General features: G+C 68.9%; 14 protein-coding genes. 8 read left to right on the plus strand and 6 right to left on the minus strand.

The window, feature by feature from the left end; all coding sequences use genetic code 11:
- Nucleotides 1-104: 104 nt before the first annotated feature.
- Complete coding sequence (locus WS62_RS28150; RefSeq protein ID WP_066577933.1) at nucleotides 105-983, plus strand: tRNA threonylcarbamoyladenosine dehydratase; 879 nt, start codon at nucleotides 105-107, stop codon at nucleotides 981-983.
- Between the two features lie 218 nt (nucleotides 984-1201).
- Here the strand turns inward: WS62_RS28150 and trxA are convergent, their stop codons facing one another.
- Nucleotides 1202-2050: a thioredoxin gene (gene trxA / locus WS62_RS28155; RefSeq protein ID WP_066577935.1), complete on the minus strand. Its 849-nt coding sequence runs from the start codon at nucleotides 2048-2050 to the stop codon at nucleotides 1202-1204.
- 52 nt (nucleotides 2051-2102) lie between these two features.
- Nucleotides 2103-2984, minus strand: coding sequence for a pirin family protein (locus WS62_RS28160; protein ID WP_066577943.1), 882 nt, complete (start codon nucleotides 2982-2984; stop codon nucleotides 2103-2105).
- 167 nt (nucleotides 2985-3151) lie between these two features.
- Here WS62_RS28160 and WS62_RS28165 point away from each other — a divergent pair, with 167 nt between their 5' ends.
- Nucleotides 3152-4036, plus strand: coding sequence for an EamA family transporter (locus WS62_RS28165; protein WP_066577952.1), 885 nt, complete (start codon nucleotides 3152-3154; stop codon nucleotides 4034-4036).
- Between the two features lie 333 nt (nucleotides 4037-4369).
- Here WS62_RS28165 and WS62_RS28170 read toward each other — a convergent pair whose 3' ends face one another.
- Together WS62_RS28170 and tsaE are read right to left on the minus strand one after the other, a co-directional pair.
- Nucleotides 4370-5932: an N-acetylmuramoyl-L-alanine amidase gene (locus tag WS62_RS28170; protein WP_066493624.1), complete on the minus strand. Its 1563-nt coding sequence runs from the start codon at nucleotides 5930-5932 to the stop codon at nucleotides 4370-4372.
- Nucleotides 5914-6468 carry a tRNA (adenosine(37)-N6)-threonylcarbamoyltransferase complex ATPase subunit type 1 TsaE gene (tsaE, locus tag WS62_RS28175; RefSeq protein WP_066493625.1) on the minus strand — a complete coding sequence of 185 codons (555 nt, stop codon included), beginning with the start codon at nucleotides 6466-6468 and terminating at the stop codon, nucleotides 5914-5916. Before tsaE ends, WS62_RS28170 begins: the two co-directional genes overlap by 19 nt.
- 17 nt (nucleotides 6469-6485) lie before the next feature.
- Here tsaE and queG point away from each other — a divergent pair, with 17 nt between their 5' ends.
- The 3 genes from queG (at nucleotide 6486) to xerD (ending at nucleotide 9249) form a co-directional block, all read left to right on the plus strand.
- The gene (gene queG / locus WS62_RS28180; protein ID WP_066577954.1) at nucleotides 6486-7709 is read left to right on the plus strand and encodes a tRNA epoxyqueuosine(34) reductase QueG; all 1224 of its coding nucleotides are present in this window, start codon (nucleotides 6486-6488) and stop codon (nucleotides 7707-7709) included.
- A gap of 71 nt (nucleotides 7710-7780) precedes the next feature.
- Entirely contained in the window at nucleotides 7781-8248 is a 468-nt protein-coding gene (locus tag WS62_RS28185; RefSeq protein ID WP_066577961.1) for a methylated-DNA--[protein]-cysteine S-methyltransferase, read from the plus strand.
- Complete coding sequence (gene xerD / locus WS62_RS28190; RefSeq protein WP_066577968.1) at nucleotides 8248-9249, plus strand: site-specific tyrosine recombinase XerD; 1002 nt, start codon at nucleotides 8248-8250, stop codon at nucleotides 9247-9249. The genes WS62_RS28185 and xerD overlap by 1 nt, the downstream gene beginning before the upstream one ends.
- 237 nt (nucleotides 9250-9486) lie before the next feature.
- Here xerD and WS62_RS28195 read toward each other — a convergent pair whose 3' ends face one another.
- The gene (locus WS62_RS28195) at nucleotides 9487-11049 is read right to left on the minus strand and encodes a class I adenylate-forming enzyme family protein (protein ID WP_066578035.1); all 1563 of its coding nucleotides are present in this window, start codon (nucleotides 11047-11049) and stop codon (nucleotides 9487-9489) included.
- A 140-nt stretch (nucleotides 11050-11189) separates the two neighbouring features.
- Here WS62_RS28195 and ybaK point away from each other — a divergent pair, with 140 nt between their 5' ends.
- Together ybaK and plsY are read left to right on the plus strand one after the other, a co-directional pair.
- Entirely contained in the window at nucleotides 11190-11681 is a 492-nt protein-coding gene (gene ybaK, locus WS62_RS28200) for a Cys-tRNA(Pro) deacylase (protein ID WP_066577971.1), read from the plus strand.
- A gap of 109 nt (nucleotides 11682-11790) precedes the next feature.
- Complete coding sequence (gene plsY, locus WS62_RS28205) at nucleotides 11791-12399, plus strand: glycerol-3-phosphate 1-O-acyltransferase PlsY (protein ID WP_066577974.1); 609 nt, start codon at nucleotides 11791-11793, stop codon at nucleotides 12397-12399.
- 531 nt (nucleotides 12400-12930) lie between these two features.
- On the opposite strand, the gene WS62_RS28210 is transcribed toward plsY, so the two are convergent.
- The gene (locus WS62_RS28210; protein WP_066577977.1) at nucleotides 12931-13416 is read right to left on the minus strand and encodes a YajQ family cyclic di-GMP-binding protein; all 486 of its coding nucleotides are present in this window, start codon (nucleotides 13414-13416) and stop codon (nucleotides 12931-12933) included.
- A 136-nt stretch (nucleotides 13417-13552) separates the two neighbouring features.
- Between WS62_RS28210 and murB the strand changes: the two genes are divergently transcribed.
- Nucleotides 13553-14602, plus strand: coding sequence for a UDP-N-acetylmuramate dehydrogenase (gene murB, locus WS62_RS28215; protein ID WP_066577980.1), 1050 nt, complete (start codon nucleotides 13553-13555; stop codon nucleotides 14600-14602).
- The last annotated feature ends 117 nt before the right edge of the window (nucleotides 14603-14719 follow it).

Genomic DNA, 14719 nt, shown 5'->3' on the forward strand with positions numbered 1-14719 from the left:
TAGCGAAGGTGGAAAAATCCTGCGTTGCAACGGTTCGGCGCGTGTTTGCCGACGGGCGATCAGGCAAAATAGCGGGCCATCGCCTTTCGTTTCATTCAGCTTGTATGTCCCGTACCGACGCCATTGCAACGCCTCACGATCTTACTCCGCAGCCATCCGGACAGCTTGACGCGGATCGGGCGCGGCGCTTCGGCGGCGTCGCCCGGCTCTACGGCGTCGACGCGCTCGCCGCGTTCGAGCGCGCGCGCGTCGCCGTGATCGGCATCGGCGGCGTCGGCTCGTGGGCGGCCGAGGCGCTCGCGCGCAGCGCGGTCGGGGAGCTGACCCTGATCGACCTCGACAACGTCGCCGAAAGCAACACGAACCGGCAGATTCACGCGCTCGACGGCAACTACGGCAAGCCGAAGGTCGACGCGATGGCCGAGCGGATCGCGCTCATCGATCCGGCGTGCCAGGTCATGAAGATCGAGGATTTCGTCGAGCCGGACAATCTCGACGCGCTGCTTGGCGGCGGCTTTGATTTCATCGTCGACGCGATCGACAGTGTGCGCACGAAGGTCGCGCTGATCGCGTGGTGCGTCGCGCGCGGGCAGCCGCTCGTCACGGTCGGCGGCGCGGGCGGTCAGCTCGACCCGACCCGCATCCGGACCGACGATCTCGCGCAGACGATCCAGGATCCGCTGCTGTCGAAGGTGCGCGCGCAGTTGCGCAAGCAGCACGGCTTTCCGCGCGGGCCGAAAGCGAAATTCAAGGTGTGCGCCGTCTATTCGGACGAGCCGCTGATCTATCCGGAGGCGGCCGTGTGCGACGTCGACGACGTCGCGATGCACACGGCGACGGGCGCGCAGGCGCCGGGGCCGACGGGGCTCAATTGCGCGGGCTTCGGCTCAAGCGTGTGCGTGACTGCGAGCTTCGGCTTCGCGGCGGCGGCTTACGCGCTGCGCGCGCTCGCCGCGCGGGCGGGGCGATCACGCTCATCTTGACGCGCGAGGCGATCGCCGCCGTAGTCGCGTTCGCGCCCGGCGCGGAATTGTCTGAGCGCGATTGCGGCACGGCGCCGACGCGGCCCATTCATTGAAAGGAAGGACGGCGTAGCCGTCGTGAAATGGCGTTGAAAGGAAAAAGCGGCGGACGCGCAACGCGTGCCGCCGCATGGCCGCTCCGGCCTTAAGCCTCGGGTTCGTCGGTTGCCCCGGGTTCGTCAGTTCAGCGCCGCGCTCAGCTTGCGCCGCCACGCGGACACGAGCGCCGGCTGGTCCGCCGCGAGATCGAACACCGAAATCATCGTCTTGCGGCCGACGTCGTCGCCGAACGTCCGGTCGCGCAGGACGATCTCCATCAGCTGCTCGAGCGCGCCTTCGTACGCGCGCCGCGCGATCAGGGCCTGCGCGAGATCGAAGCGCGCTTCCAGATCGGCGGGGTTGCTCGCGATCCGCGCCTCGAGCGCGTCGGTCGGCGGCAGATCGGCAGCCGCGTCGAGCGCGTCGAAGCGCGTCTTGATCGCCTGGTAGCGGGCGTCGGCGCCGCCCGTTATCTGCGGCGACAGGCGTTCCGCTTCGGCGCGGGCGTCGTCGATCCGGTTCAGCGCGAGCAGCAGCTCGACGAAATCGAGGCGCGCCTCGTCGTAGCCGGGATTCAGCGCGAGCGCGTTTTCGAGGTGCGAAATCGCGTCGTCGATGCGTTCTTCGGCGAGCGCGACTTGCGCGGCGCGGCGCTCGGCTTCGTCGGGCGCGGGCACGAGACGGTCGAGGAACACGCGCAGTTGCCCCTCGGGCAGCACCCCGACGAACTGGTCGACCGGCTGCCCGCCCGCGAACGCGATCACGTGCGGAATGCTGCGCGTCTGGAAGTGCGCGGCGAGCTCCTGGTTTTCGTCGACGTTCACCTTGACGAGCTTCCAGCGGCCTTCGTATTCGCGCTCGAGCTTTTCGAGCAGCGGACCGAGCGTCTTGCACGGACCGCACCAGGGCGCCCAGAAGTCGACCAGCACGGGGGCGGCAAGCGATGCTTCGATGACGTCTCGTTCGAAAGTGGCGAGCGTGGTGTCCATGGCGTCCTCGTCAGTATTGGATGAATGCACAGTGAGGGTGCGCGGCCTTTTTTCAATGCGCGCGGCGCTCGGGCAACGGAATCCAGTCGGTTTCGCCGGGTACCGTCCCCATCTCCTGCGCCGCCCACGCGCGCTTCGCGCGCTCGATCGCGTCGCGCGAGCTCGCGACGAAATTCCATTCGATGAAGCGCTCGCCGTCGAGCTTGTCGCCGCCGAGCAGCATCGCGCGCGCGCCGCCGGCGCTTGCGAGCGCGACCCGCGCGCCCGGCGCGAGCACCGCCATCCGCGCGGCTTCGAGCGGCGTGCCGTCGACGGTCAGGTCGCCGTCGACGAGATAGACCGCGCGCTCTTCGTGCTCGGCATCGAGCGCGAGTGCGCCGCCCGGCGCGAACACGGCGGCGACGTACAGTGTGCGCGAGAACGTCGTGACGGGCGAGCGCACGCCGAACGCGTCGCCCGCGATCACCGTCATCGCGACGCCGTCGCGCTCGAGTTTCGGCAGTGTCGCGGCCGCATGGTGCTCGAACGACGGCTCGCGCGTCTCGTGCGCGAGCGGCAGCGCGACCCAGGTCTGGATCCCGTGCACCGTCTGCCCGCTCGCGCGCGCCTCGTCGGGCGTGCGCTCCGAATGGACGATCCCGCGTCCGGCCGTCATCCAGTTGACGTCGCCCGGCACGATCTTCTGCACGGAGCCGAGGCTGTCGCGATGCATGATCGCGCCGTCGAACAGATAGGTGACGGTCGCGAGGCCGATGTGCGGATGCGGGCGCACGTCGAGGCCCGCGCCCGCGGGCTGCTCGGCGGGGCCCATGTGATCGAAGAAGATGAACGGGCCGACGGTGCGCGCGGCGAGCGCGGGCAGCGTGCGGCGCACGCTCAGGTTGCCGATGTCGCGGACGTGCGGCTTCAGGATGGTTTTGATCGAGTCGGTCATGGCGGGCGGCGTTCGAGGCTTTCGAAGCGTTCGTGCGGCGGAATGCGACCCATTGTAACGGGGTAGCGGCCGTCGCGGCGGGTGCGCTCGCGGACGCGCGCGGCTGTCTGCAGGCTTGGCGAAACGCCGGTAGACTCGATGGCTCGCAAAAAAACACGGAGACGACGATGGCCCCGAGAGACTTGCTGCTGGCGCTGGTGGTGATCCTGGCGTGGGGCGTGAACTTCGTCGTGATCAAGGTCGGGCTGCACGGCGTGCCGCCGATGCTGCTCGGCGGGCTGCGCTTCCTGCTCGCGGCGGTGCCCGCGGTGTTCTTCGTGCGCCGCCCGCAGATTCCGTGGCGTCTCCTCGCGCTGTACGGGTCGACGATCCTGCTCGGCCAGTTCGTGTTCCTGTTTTCGGCGATGTCCGTCGGCATGCCGGCCGGACTCGCTTCGCTCGTGCTGCAGTCGCAGGCGTTCTTCACGCTGTTCTTCGCGATGCTCGTCCTCGGCGAGCGCCTGCGCGCGCAGAATCTCGCGGGCCTCGCGATCGCGGCGGCCGGTCTCGTCGTGATCGCCGTGCAGGGCGGCCGCGGCATGACGCTCGCGGGCTTTCTGCTGACGATCGGCGCCGCCGCGCTGTGGGCGCTCGGCAACGTGCTGACGAAGAAGCTCGGCAAGGTCGATCTCGTGTCGCTCGTCGTCTGGGCGAGCCTCGTGCCGCCCGTGCCGTTCTTCGTGCTGTCGTATTGCTTCGAGGGGCCGCAGCGGATCGAGACCGCGCTGACGTCGCTGTCGGGCGCGTCGGTCTTCGCGGTCGTCTATCTCGCGTTCGTCGCGACGCTGCTCGGCTACGGGCTGTGGAGCCGCCTGCTGTCGCGCTATCCGGCCGGGCAGGTCGCGCCGTTCTCGCTGCTCGTGCCGATCGTCGGCCTCGCGTCGTCGTCGCTGCTGCTCGGCGAGCAGTTGACGCACGCGCAGCTCGCGGGCGCGGCGCTCGTGATGGCCGGGCTCGCGGTCAACGTGTTCGGCGACCGGCTCGCGCGGCGGTTCTTCGCAGCGGCGTCGTGATCGCGCCGCGCGGTTCCGACGGCGAAAAGGCGCACGGCAACAAGGGTATTCGGAGCGATGCCCGGCGCCGGATCGTACGGCGGATATGTGCTAATCGGCCGGTCGCGGAATTCGCGCGTGGCGACGGCGATCGACGAAGGCAGCGGCGGGACGGCAAAGGCGAGCGTGTCGAAGCGATGTGCACCGCCGGGAAGATCGGCGTGCGAGACGCGGTACCGCGCGCAATATGACGAAGGGAATATCGCGAAGGCGCGCGGGCCGAATCGGCGGGCTCGAGCGTTTCGCGCGCGCGGCGGCGCGGGACGCCGCCGCGCCGCGCAAGACGCGGGTGCGTCAGGTCATCCGGCTCTTCGCGAGCGGCGGATTCGCTGCGAAATAGCGCTTGATCCCGCGGAAGATCGCATCGGCCATCTGGTCGCGGTACGCGTCGTCGTTCAGCCGGCGCTCCTCGTCGGGATTGCTGATGAACGCGGTTTCGACGAGGATCGACGGAATGTCGGGCGCCTTCAGCACCGCGAACCCCGCCTGCTCGACCGAGCCCTTGTGCAGCTTGTTGATGCCGCCGACTTCCTTCAGCACGTAGCCGCCGTAGCGCAGCGAATCGCGGATTTGCGCGGTCGTCGACATGTCGAAAAGCGCGCGGTTCACCGCGACGTCCTGCGTCTTGATGTTGATCCCGCCGATCTGGTCCGACGAGTTCTCCTTGTTCGCGAGCCAGCGCGCGGCCGCGCTCGACGCGCCGTGGTCCGACAGCGCGAACACCGACGAGCCGCGCGCCGACGGCGTCGTGAACGCGTCCGCGTGGATCGACACGAACAGATCCGCGCCGACGCGCCGCGCCTTCTGCACGCGCACGTTGAGCGGCACGAAGAAGTCGGCGTCGCGCGTCATCATCGCGCGCATGTTCGGCGCGGCGTCGATCTTCGCGCGCAGCTTCTTCGCGATGTCGAGCGCGACGTGTTTCTCGTACGTGCCGCCACCGCCGATCGCGCCCGGGTCCTCGCCGCCGTGGCCCGGATCGATCGCGACGGTGAGGAGGCGCACGGTGCCGCGGCCGGATTTCGGCGCGGTGAACGCGTAGGTGTCGGCATCGCCGGAATCGTCGTCGTTCTTGCGCGCGATGACGGGCGGCGGCTTGACCGCGGGCCGCGGCGGGGCGGCAGGCGGCGTCTGTGCGATGGGCGGATTGGCAGGCGCGCCCGGCGCCGGGCGCGCGGCGTGCGCGGGCGGCGGGTTGTTCTGCGCGAAGCGCTGGAAGAATGCGTCGCTGTTGTCGGCCGCGGCGGGCGGCGCGGCGGCCGGGCCGTTGAGCGCGGCCGTCGGCGGCTGCGCCTGCTGCGCGCGCATCGTGTCGTTCAGCTGCTGTTCCTTGCGTTCGGTCTGCGCGATCAGGTCGGACAGCGGATCGGGCGCGACGGCCGGATACAGGTCGAACACGAGCCGGTAGCGATAGGTGCCGACGGGCGGCAGCGTGAACACCTGCGGCTTCACCGAGCCCTTCAGGTCGAACACCATCCGCACGACGTGCGGCTGATACTGGCCGACCCGCACCGACTGGATCTGCGGATCGTTCGGCGTGATCTTCGACACGAGGTCGCGCAGCGCCTGGTCGAGATCGAGGCCGTTCAGATCGACGACGAGCCGGTCCGGTCCTTGCAGCAGTTGCTGCGAGTTCTGCAGCGGCTGGTCGGATTCGATCGTCACGCGCGTGTAGTCGCGCGCGGGCCACACGCGCACGCCGAGCACCGACGACGCGTGCGCGAGGCGCGGCAGCGCGAGCCCGAGCACGAGCGTCGACGCGCCGGCGCGCAGGATCTGCCGGCGTCGCCAGTTATGGGTCGCGGTGGCCGCCGATTCGATCGAGCGGAACGGTTTGATCAACATCTTTCGAGACATGCCTTTCCTGATGCGCTGTACGCCCGGGCGGTGAGGAGCCGGCCTTCGCCGTCCACGTCGAGCGAGAACACGAGATCCGGCACGCCAAGGAGCGCGCCCGCCCGCTGCGGCCATTCGACGACGCAGATCGCGCCGGAATTGAAATACTCGCGAAAGCCTGCGTCGGCCCATTCGGCCGGATCGCTAAAACGGTACAGATCGAAGTGATAGACCTCGAGTTCCCCATCGGAACGCGCGAGTGCGTACGGTTCGACGAGCGTGTAGGTCGGGCTCTTCACGCGGCCCGCGTGGCCGAGGCCGCGCAGCATCGCGCGCACGAGCGTCGTCTTGCCTGCGCCGAGATCGCCGTAAAGCTGGATTTGCAGGCCGTCGAACGCGTGCGCGGCGGCGCGCTCGCCGCGCACCGCGTCGAGCGCGTGCGCGAAGCGCTCGCCGAACGCGATCGTCGCCGCCTCGTCGGCGAGCGCGAGCGTGCGCTCGGCGATCGGAGCGGGCAGGAAGGGCGCGGCATGCGCGTGGCTAGGCTGCTCGGACATTCTCGTAAAATAGAGCGATGGACCGAATTCCGGAACTCGAAGTCGCAGATGCGCGCCCCTCGCAGGACGGGCGCGCCGCGCCGTCTCGCCTCGACGATGCGAAGCTCGCCGAGCTCGCGTCGCGCATCAAGGCGTGGGGGCGCGAATTGGGTTTCGGGGCGATCGGCATCAGCGATACCGATCTCTCGGATGCCGAAGCGGGGCTCGCCGCCTGGCTGGAAGCCGGATGCCACGGCGAGATGGATTATATGGCCAAACATGGGATGAAACGCGCGCGGCCGGCCGAACTTGTGGCCGGCACGCGACGCGTGATCTCCGCGCGGCTCGCCTATCTGCCCGCCGCGACGCTCGGCGACGCACCCGATTCGAGCGCCGCGCCGCGCGACTGGCGCGCGCGCGAGGCCGCGCGCATCGCCGATCCGCTGGCGGCCGTCGTGTCCGTCTACGCGCGCGGCCGCGACTATCACAAGGTATTGCGCCACCGGCTGCAGACGCTCGCCGAGCGGATCGAAGCCGAGATCGGCGCATTCGGCTATCGGGTGTTCACCGATTCCGCGCCGGTGCTCGAAGTCGAGCTCGCGCAGAAGGCGGGCGTCGGCTGGCGCGGCAAGCACACGCTGCTCTTGCAGCGCGACGCGGGCTCGTTCTTCTTTCTCGGCGAGATTTACGTCGACGTGCCATTGCCGACCGACGCGCAGACGTCGCCCGCCGCAGCGCCCGAGACGCCCGGCGCGCATTGCGGCAGTTGCACGCGCTGCATCGGCGCGTGCCCGACCGGTGCGATCGTCGCGCCGTATCGCGTCGACGCGCGGCGCTGCATCTCCTATCTGACGATCGAATTGCACGGCAGCATTCCCGAGCCGTTGCGGCCGCTCGTCGGCAATCGCGTGTACGGCTGCGACGACTGCCAGCTCGTCTGTCCGTGGAACAAGTTCGCGCAGGCGGCGCCCGTGGCCGACTTCGACGTGCGGCACGGGCTCGATCGCGCGTCGCTCGTCGAGCTGTTCGCGTGGACTGCCGAGCAATTCGACGAGCGGATGCAAGGCAGCGCGATTCGCCGGATCGGCTACGAGCGCTGGCTGCGCAATCTCGCGGTGGGCCTCGGCAACGCGCTGCGCGCGGCGCCCGGCAGCGTCGAGCCCGTCGCGCGCGCGGCGATCGTCGCGGCGTTGCGCGCGCGTGCGGACGATGCGTCCGAGCTCGTGCGCGAGCACGTCGAGTGGGCGCTGCGCGCTGCGTGAAGGCGGCGTAAAGTGACGGTTTGGCGGGCGGCCGGCGCATGTCGCGGGCGCGCCCCTTTCAGGAGGCAACGATGTTCAACGCAGTAATCGATGCGCCATTCGGCAAGATGGGTATCCGCACCGATGCGTCGGTCGTGCGCGAGATCGTCTATCTGCCCGAATCGATGAAGAGCGTCGCGCCGGACACGACGCTCGCGAAGCGGGCCGCGCGCCAGATCGAGCGCTATTTCGAGCGTGCGTCCACGCGTTTCGACCTGCCGCTCGCCGCAGTCGGCACGCCGTTCCAGCATCGCGTGTGGAACGCGATCAGCGCGATTCCGCCCGGCGTCGTGCTGACCTACGGGCAGATCGCGAAGCAGATCGGCAGCGCGCCGCGCGCGGTCGGCCAGGCGTGCGGCTCGAACTATTTTCCGCTCGTGATTCCGTGTCATCGCGTCGTCGCGTCGGGCGGGATCGGCGGCTTCGCGAACCACGACGACGACGGCTACTTCCTCAAGGTCAAGCGCTGGCTGCTTGCGCACGAGGGCGTGCAGTACTGATGGCGCGCGCAGCAGGTGCCTCCGCGGCCCCCGCGTCGCTCGTCGAGCCCGAGCGTGCGCACGCGCCGTCGTCCGATCGTCCGTCCGACGAGCTGGCCGCGTCGCCCGCATGGGTCGACAGCCGCACGTCGATCGATCTGTTCTGCGATGCGATGTGGCTCGAGCACGGGCTGTCGCGCAACACGCTCGACGCGTACCGGCGCGACCTGCAGCTATTCGCGCAATGGCTCGCCGCGCAACATGCGGTGAACGTCGATCAGGCGAGCGAGGCGATGCTGACGGGCTACATCGCCGCGCGCAGCGACGGCAAGGCGACGTCGTCGAACCGCCGGCTGTCGGTGTTTCGCCGCTATTACGGCTGGGCGCTGCGCGAGCATCGCGCGGCCGCCGACCCGACGCTCAGGATCGCATCGGCGAAGCAGGCGCCGCGGTTTCCGTCGACGCTGTCCGAGGCGCAGGTCGAGGCATTGCTTGCCGCACCCGACATCGATACACCGCTCGGCCTGCGCGACCGGACGATGCTCGAATTGATGTACGCGAGCGGGCTGCGCGTGAGCGAACTCGTCACGCTGAAGTCGGTCGAGGTCGGGTTGAACGAAGGCGTCGTGCGCGTAACGGGCAAGGGCTCGAAGGAACGGCTCGTGCCGTTCGGCGAAGTCGCGCATGGCTGGATCGAGCGCTATCTGCGCGACGGGCGGCCCGCGCTCCTCGGCGCGCGCGCGGCCGATGCGCTCTTTGTCACCGCGCGCGGCGACGGGATGACGCGCCAGCAATTCTGGAACATCATCAAACGCCACGCACAGCAGGCGGACGTCCGCGCACATCTGTCGCCGCATACGCTGCGGCACGCGTTCGCGACGCATCTGCTGAACCACGGCGCGGACCTGCGAGTCGTGCAACTGCTGCTCGGCCACAGCGACATCTCGACGACGCAGATCTACACGCACGTCGCGCGCGAGCGGCTAAAGACGCTGCATGCGGCGCATCATCCGCGCGGGTGACGCCCGCGGCGACCCGCGGTGACCTTGCGCCCATTCGTCGCGTGCGCAACTCGCGCATCCACCGCGCGGGCGTCACGTGGCTGCCCGCGGCGCGGTGCGCGCGTCGAGTGCGAATGATCGATCCTTCACGCATCGATCATTCGGGCATCGGTCGTTTGCGGAACATTGCGGAACATCTTTGTCCTTCCGGCATCCGCTCTCCGTGTGCGTCGGACGCCGGCGTGCGAGCCCGCCGCGTCACGGCATCTCGCGCAGCCTGTGCTTGAGCACCTTGCCCGTCGACGCGGCCGGCAGCGCGGCAAGCGCGCGAATTTGCGCGGGGCGCTTGTACGGCGTGAGCCGGCCCGCGCACCAGTCCTTCAGATCGTCTTCGGTTGCGGCCGCGTTCGGCGCGAGCTCGACGAACGCGATCACCTCCTCGTTGCCTTCGACCGCGCGCCCGATCACGGCCGACTGCACGACGTCCGGATGCGCGTTCAGCGCCTGTTCGACTTCGGACGGATAGACGTTGAAGCCCGAGCGAATGATGAGCTCCTTGCTGCGGCCGGCTATCGTCACCGCGCCGTCGTCGGCCGCGCGCGCGAGGTCGCCTGTCTTTAGCCAGCCGTCCGCCGTGACGGCCGCGTGCGTGCCTTCCGGATTGCGGTAGTAGCCGAGCATCACGTTCGGTCCGCGCACCCACAGCTCGCCGACTTCGCCCGGCGCAACGTCGTCGCCGTCCGCCGTGCAGAAGCGGACGGCGACGCCCGGAATCGGCATGCCGACCGAGCAATCGGCGCGCGGCGCGTCGATCGGCGTTTGCGTGATCGTCGGGCTGCTCTCGGTCATCCCGTAGCCGTTGTGCAGCGGCAGACCGTAGACGCGTTCGACGCGCGCTTTCAGATCGGCGTCGAGCGGCGAGCCGCCCGAATAGACGAAACGCAGATGCGGTGCGTGCCACGCGTGTCCGTGCGCGCGGAGATGCTCAAGCAGTTTCGCGTGCATGGCCGGCACGCCCTGGAAGAGGGTCACGCGCTCGTCGGCGAGCGCGCGGCGCAGCGCCTCCGGCGAAAAGCGGGGCACGAGCTTGAGCGTCGCGCCCGCGTAGAGGCTGCCGAGGCATACCGACGCGAGCCCATAGACGTGCGACACAGGCAGCACTGTGTAGACCACGTCGGTCGGCGCGACGCGCCGCTGCGTGCTCGACACCGCCGCGACGAACAGCAGGTTGCGGTGCGACAGCATCACGCCCTTCGGCGTGCCGGTCGTGCCCGTCGTATAGATGAGCGCCGCGCACTGGCGGGCGCCGTCCGCTTCGATCGGTTCCGTGCGCACGCTCGCATCGAGTGTGTACGACCACGCGCCGATGTCGAGCTCGAACGGCGCGGCTGGCTGCGCGCCGCGACGTTCGGCATGCGCGCACGCATCGGGCGACGTGTCGGTGACGAACGCAATCAGGCGCGGCTGCGCATGCGCGGCGATCGCATCGAGCTCGGCCGCCGCAAGGCGCGCGTTCGACACGATCGCCCATGCAGCGAGCCGCGTCGTGGCGAACAGCAGCACGAGCTGCGCGACGCTGTTCTCCGCGACGATCATCACGCGGTCGCCGCCTTGCACGCCCAGGCCTCGCAGCCGGTCGGCGGCCGCGTCGATCGCATGCGCGAGCTGCGCGTACGTGAGCCGTCGCGCGTCCTCGATCAGTGCGACGTGATCGGGCATGCGTTCGGCGATGCGCGCGGGCAGCGCCGCGATCCGCGACGGCAACGCGGCGATCAGCGCGTCGACGTCGATCGCCGCGCCAGCGGAAAACTGGGTTGTCATGGTGCCTCCGGGTGGTCGGCGCGAGCGCGGCGTCGCGCCGTCGCCGACCGTGTGCCGACGATCGTGCCACGCCGCGGCCGCGCGAACAATCTGCCATTCGGACAATAGTCCCGCGCGCCGCCTGCAATTAAAATGCGCACATGAGCAAATCCAAACACGTTTCCGAAACACCCGCGACGCAGTTCCTGCGCCGCCACGGCGTCGCGTTCGGCGAGCACGTCTACGATTACGTCGATCATGGCGGCACGTCCGAATCGGCGCGGCAACTGGGTGTCGACGAGCACGCCGTCATCAAGACGCTCGTGATGGAAGACGAATACGCGAAGCCGCTCATCATCCTGATGCACGGCGACCGCACGGTGTCGACGAAGAACCTCGCGCGGCAGATCGGCGCGAAGCGCGTCGAGCCGTGCAAGCCCGAGGTCGCGAACCGGCATTCGGGCTACCTCGTCGGCGGCACGTCGCCGTTCGGCACGAAGAAGGCGATGCCCGTCTTCGTCGAATCGACGATCCTCGACTTGCCGTCGATCTACCTGAACGGCGGCCGGCGCGGCTACCTCGTGAGCCTCGCGCCCGCGGCGCTGATGACGCTCCTGGACGCACGGCCCGTGCAGTGCGCAAGTGTCGACTGAGGGTTTCACCCGCGTGGCGCACCGCGCCGGTTCGGTAGAATGAGCGCCGCCGCGACCTCGCGACCGAGGCCGTCCATCCAACCCATACGTTGAAACAAGAGTCCTTCGCATGCAGATCCTGCTCGCTACCGTCGCCGCCTATCTGATCGGATCGGTGTCGTTTGCCGTCGTCATCAGCGCCGCGATGGGGCTCGCCGACCCCCGCTCGTACGGCTCGAAGAATCCCGGCGCGACCAACGTGCTGCGCAGCGGCAACAAGAAGGCGGCGGTTCTCACGCTCGTCGGCGATGCGTTCAAGGGCTGGCTCGCGGTCTGGCTCGTCAGGCGCTTCGGCATCGGCGGCGAGATCGGCGTCGCGCTGTCGGCGATCGCCGTGTTCCTCGGCCACCTGTATCCGGTCTTCTTCCGCTTCCAGGGCGGCAAGGGCGTCGCGACCGCGGCGGGCGTGCTGCTTGCCGTGCATCCGGTGCTCGGCCTCGCGACCGCGCTGACCTGGGTCATCGTCGCGTTCTTCTTCCGCTATTCGTCGCTTGCGGCGCTCGTCGCCGCCGTGTTTGCGCCGGTTTTCGACATGTTCCTGTTCGGCACGCGCAACAACCCGGTCGCGTGGGCGGTGTTCTCGATGAGCGTGCTGTTGATCTGGCGGCATCGCTCGAATATTTCGAAGCTCATTGCAGGCGAGGAAAGCCGCATCGGGCAGAAGAAGACAGGCGTGTAATTCGCGCGGATTCGCCCGATTTCGTTCGGTTTCGTTCGGTTTCGTTCGGGGCGCGCGGATGCGACGCGCTGCGCGTCGCGGTGCCGTCGCGCATCGAGAGGCGTTCGATCGGAGCGGGAAGGGTGGTTTGGCATCGGCGGCGCACGCGATTCGGGCGTTGATCGCATCCCCAAACGTTGGTGCTGCAGTTGGCGCGGGCGCCATGCGAACGAGCGCGGATGCAAGGCGCACCGCGTGTTCCGGAGTCCGTCGCGCTCGCGCATCGGTCACACAAGCCACACAAGCCACACAAGCCGCTGCGGCGCATGCGAGGAAGACGTGCTCAGCCTCGACGATTTGCCGCTTGGCGAACGGTGCGTCAGCTCGTTCGGCCGATCGTCACGCCGCGAACGACGCATCCGCTTCAGGCGATACGGTGCGCGGCGTGCGGCGAGCGGCGAATCGACCTTCGACGACTTGTCACGCCGCGACCGGCGCGCCCTGACCCGAAGCCGCCCGCCACGACACGACTGGCGAGCGGCTCGTCCGGCTTCAGTCGCGGAAGTTGTTGAAGTCGAGCGGCGTGTCGGTCACGTCCTTGCGCAGCAGCGCGATCACGCTTTGCAGATCGTCGCGCTTCGCGCCGGACACGCGTACCGCATCGCCCTGGATGCTCGCCTGCACCTTGATCTTGCTGTCCTTCACGATGCGCACGACCTTTTTGGCGAGGTCGCCCGACACGCCTTTCTTGATCGTCGCAACCTGCTTCACCTTGTCGCCGCCGATCTTCTCGATCTTGCCGTAGTCGAGGAAGCGCACGTCGACGTTGCGCTTCGCCAACTTGCCGATGAGCACGTCCTTGACCTGGCCGAGCTTGAATTCGTCGTCGGCGTAGAGCGTGAGTTCGCGCTCCTTCTGCTCGACGCGCGCGTCGGAGCCCTTGAAGTCGAAGCGGGTGGAAATTTCCTTGTTCGATTGCTCGACTGCATTTTTCACTTCGATCATGTTCGCTTCGGAAACGACGTCGAACGATGGCATGGCATTCTCCTGTAGAGCGTGCCGCGCGCGGCCTGCGCGTGGTCACTCGCTATAATTACGGGCTGACCGCCATTTTACCGGCGCCCCTACATTTGCCCAAGGCCGCTGGTTTGACCGCGCGCCGGCGCAACCGCGAATGCCGATGTCCCGTCCCGATTCTTCCGTCCAATTGATTCCCGACTATCCGCTGCGTGCGCACAACACGTTCGGCTTCGACGTGCGCGCGCGCGTCGCGGCGCGGATCGGCTCGCCCGAGCAGTTCGCGTCGCTCGCGGGCGATCCGCGCGTCGCGGGGCTCGACACGCTCGTGCTCGGCGGCGGCAGCAATGTCGTGTTCACCGGCGACTTCGACGGCCTCGTGCTGCTCGACGAAATCCGCGGTCGCGCGCTCGTGCGCGAAGACGACGGCGCATGGTACGTCGAGGCGGGCGGCGGCGAGAACTGGCATGCGTTCGTCGAATGGACTCTCGCAGAAGGGATGCCGGGGCTCGAGAATCTCGCGCTGATTCCCGGCACGGTCGGCGCGGCGCCGATCCAGAACATCGGTGCGTACGGGATCGAGATGAAGGAACATTTCGCGTCGCTGCGTGCGGTCGAGCTCGCGACGGGCGACATCGTCGAATTCGATGCGCGGCGCTGTGCATTCGGCTATCGCGATAGCTTCTTCAAGCGGGAAGGGCGCGGCCGTTTCGCGATCGTGGCGGTGACGTTTCGCCTGCCGAAGGCGTGGACGCCGCGGCTCGGCTACGCGGACGTCGCGCGCGAGCTTGCCGCGCGCGGGATCGACGCGAGCCGGGCGAGTGCGCGCGATGCGTTCGACGCTGTCGTCGCGATCCGGCGCGCGAAGCTGCCCGATCCGCTCGAGCTCGGCAACGCGGGCAGCTTCTTCAAGAATCCGGTGATCGACGCGCATGCGTTCGCCGCGCTGCGCGCGCGGGAGCCGGACGTCGTGTCGTATCCGCAGCCGGACGGCCGCGTGAAGCTCGCGGCCGGCTGGCTTATCGACCGCTGCGGGTGGAAAGGGCGGACGCTCGGCGCGGCGGCCGTCCACGAGCGGCAGGCGCTCGTGCTCGTCAATCGGGGCGGCGCGACGGGCGCCGACGTGCTCGCGCTCGCGCGCGCAATCCAGCGCGACGTGCTGGAGCGCTTCGGCGTCGAGCTGGAGGGGGAGCCGGTGTGCCTGTAGGCGGAGCGCGGACACGCGCGCATCGGCAATAAAAAACCCCGCTGGTTCGCAGCGAGGTTTTTCGTGGCGCCGAAGGAGGGCGCGTCGGCGCTCGACCCCGCCGTCGCGGCGGCCGTG

This window comes from Burkholderia sp. ABCPW 14 (assembly GCF_001523835.1).
Lineage (GTDB): Bacteria > Pseudomonadota > Gammaproteobacteria > Burkholderiales > Burkholderiaceae > Burkholderia > Burkholderia mayonis.

Excerpts from the sequence above, each read along its gene's own strand:
- WS62_RS28165 (WP_066577952.1), top strand. The coding sequence starts at position 3,152 with ATGGCCCCGAGAGACTTGCTGCTGGCGCTGGTGGTGATCCTGGCGTGG.
- WS62_RS28150 (WP_066577933.1), top strand. The coding sequence starts at position 105 with ATGTCCCGTACCGACGCCATTGCAACGCCTCACGATCTTACTCCGCAG.
- plsY (WP_066577974.1), top strand. The coding sequence starts at position 11,791 with ATGCAGATCCTGCTCGCTACCGTCGCCGCCTATCTGATCGGATCGGTG.
- trxA (WP_066577935.1), bottom strand. The coding sequence starts at position 2,050 with ATGGACACCACGCTCGCCACTTTCGAACGAGACGTCATCGAAGCATCG.
- WS62_RS28185 (WP_066577961.1), top strand. The coding sequence starts at position 7,781 with ATGTTCAACGCAGTAATCGATGCGCCATTCGGCAAGATGGGTATCCGC.
- WS62_RS28195 (WP_066578035.1), bottom strand. The coding sequence starts at position 11,049 with ATGACAACCCAGTTTTCCGCTGGCGCGGCGATCGACGTCGACGCGCTG.
- tsaE (WP_066493625.1), bottom strand. The coding sequence starts at position 6,468 with ATGTCCGAGCAGCCTAGCCACGCGCATGCCGCGCCCTTCCTGCCCGCT.
- xerD (WP_066577968.1), top strand. The coding sequence starts at position 8,248 with ATGGCGCGCGCAGCAGGTGCCTCCGCGGCCCCCGCGTCGCTCGTCGAG.
- ybaK (WP_066577971.1), top strand. The coding sequence starts at position 11,190 with ATGAGCAAATCCAAACACGTTTCCGAAACACCCGCGACGCAGTTCCTG.
- WS62_RS28170 (WP_066493624.1), bottom strand. The coding sequence starts at position 5,932 with ATGTCTCGAAAGATGTTGATCAAACCGTTCCGCTCGATCGAATCGGCG.
- WS62_RS28210 (WP_066577977.1), bottom strand. The coding sequence starts at position 13,416 with ATGCCATCGTTCGACGTCGTTTCCGAAGCGAACATGATCGAAGTGAAA.
- queG (WP_066577954.1), top strand. The coding sequence starts at position 6,486 with ATGGACCGAATTCCGGAACTCGAAGTCGCAGATGCGCGCCCCTCGCAG.
- WS62_RS28160 (WP_066577943.1), bottom strand. The coding sequence starts at position 2,984 with ATGACCGACTCGATCAAAACCATCCTGAAGCCGCACGTCCGCGACATC.
- murB (WP_066577980.1), top strand. The coding sequence starts at position 13,553 with ATGCCGATGTCCCGTCCCGATTCTTCCGTCCAATTGATTCCCGACTAT.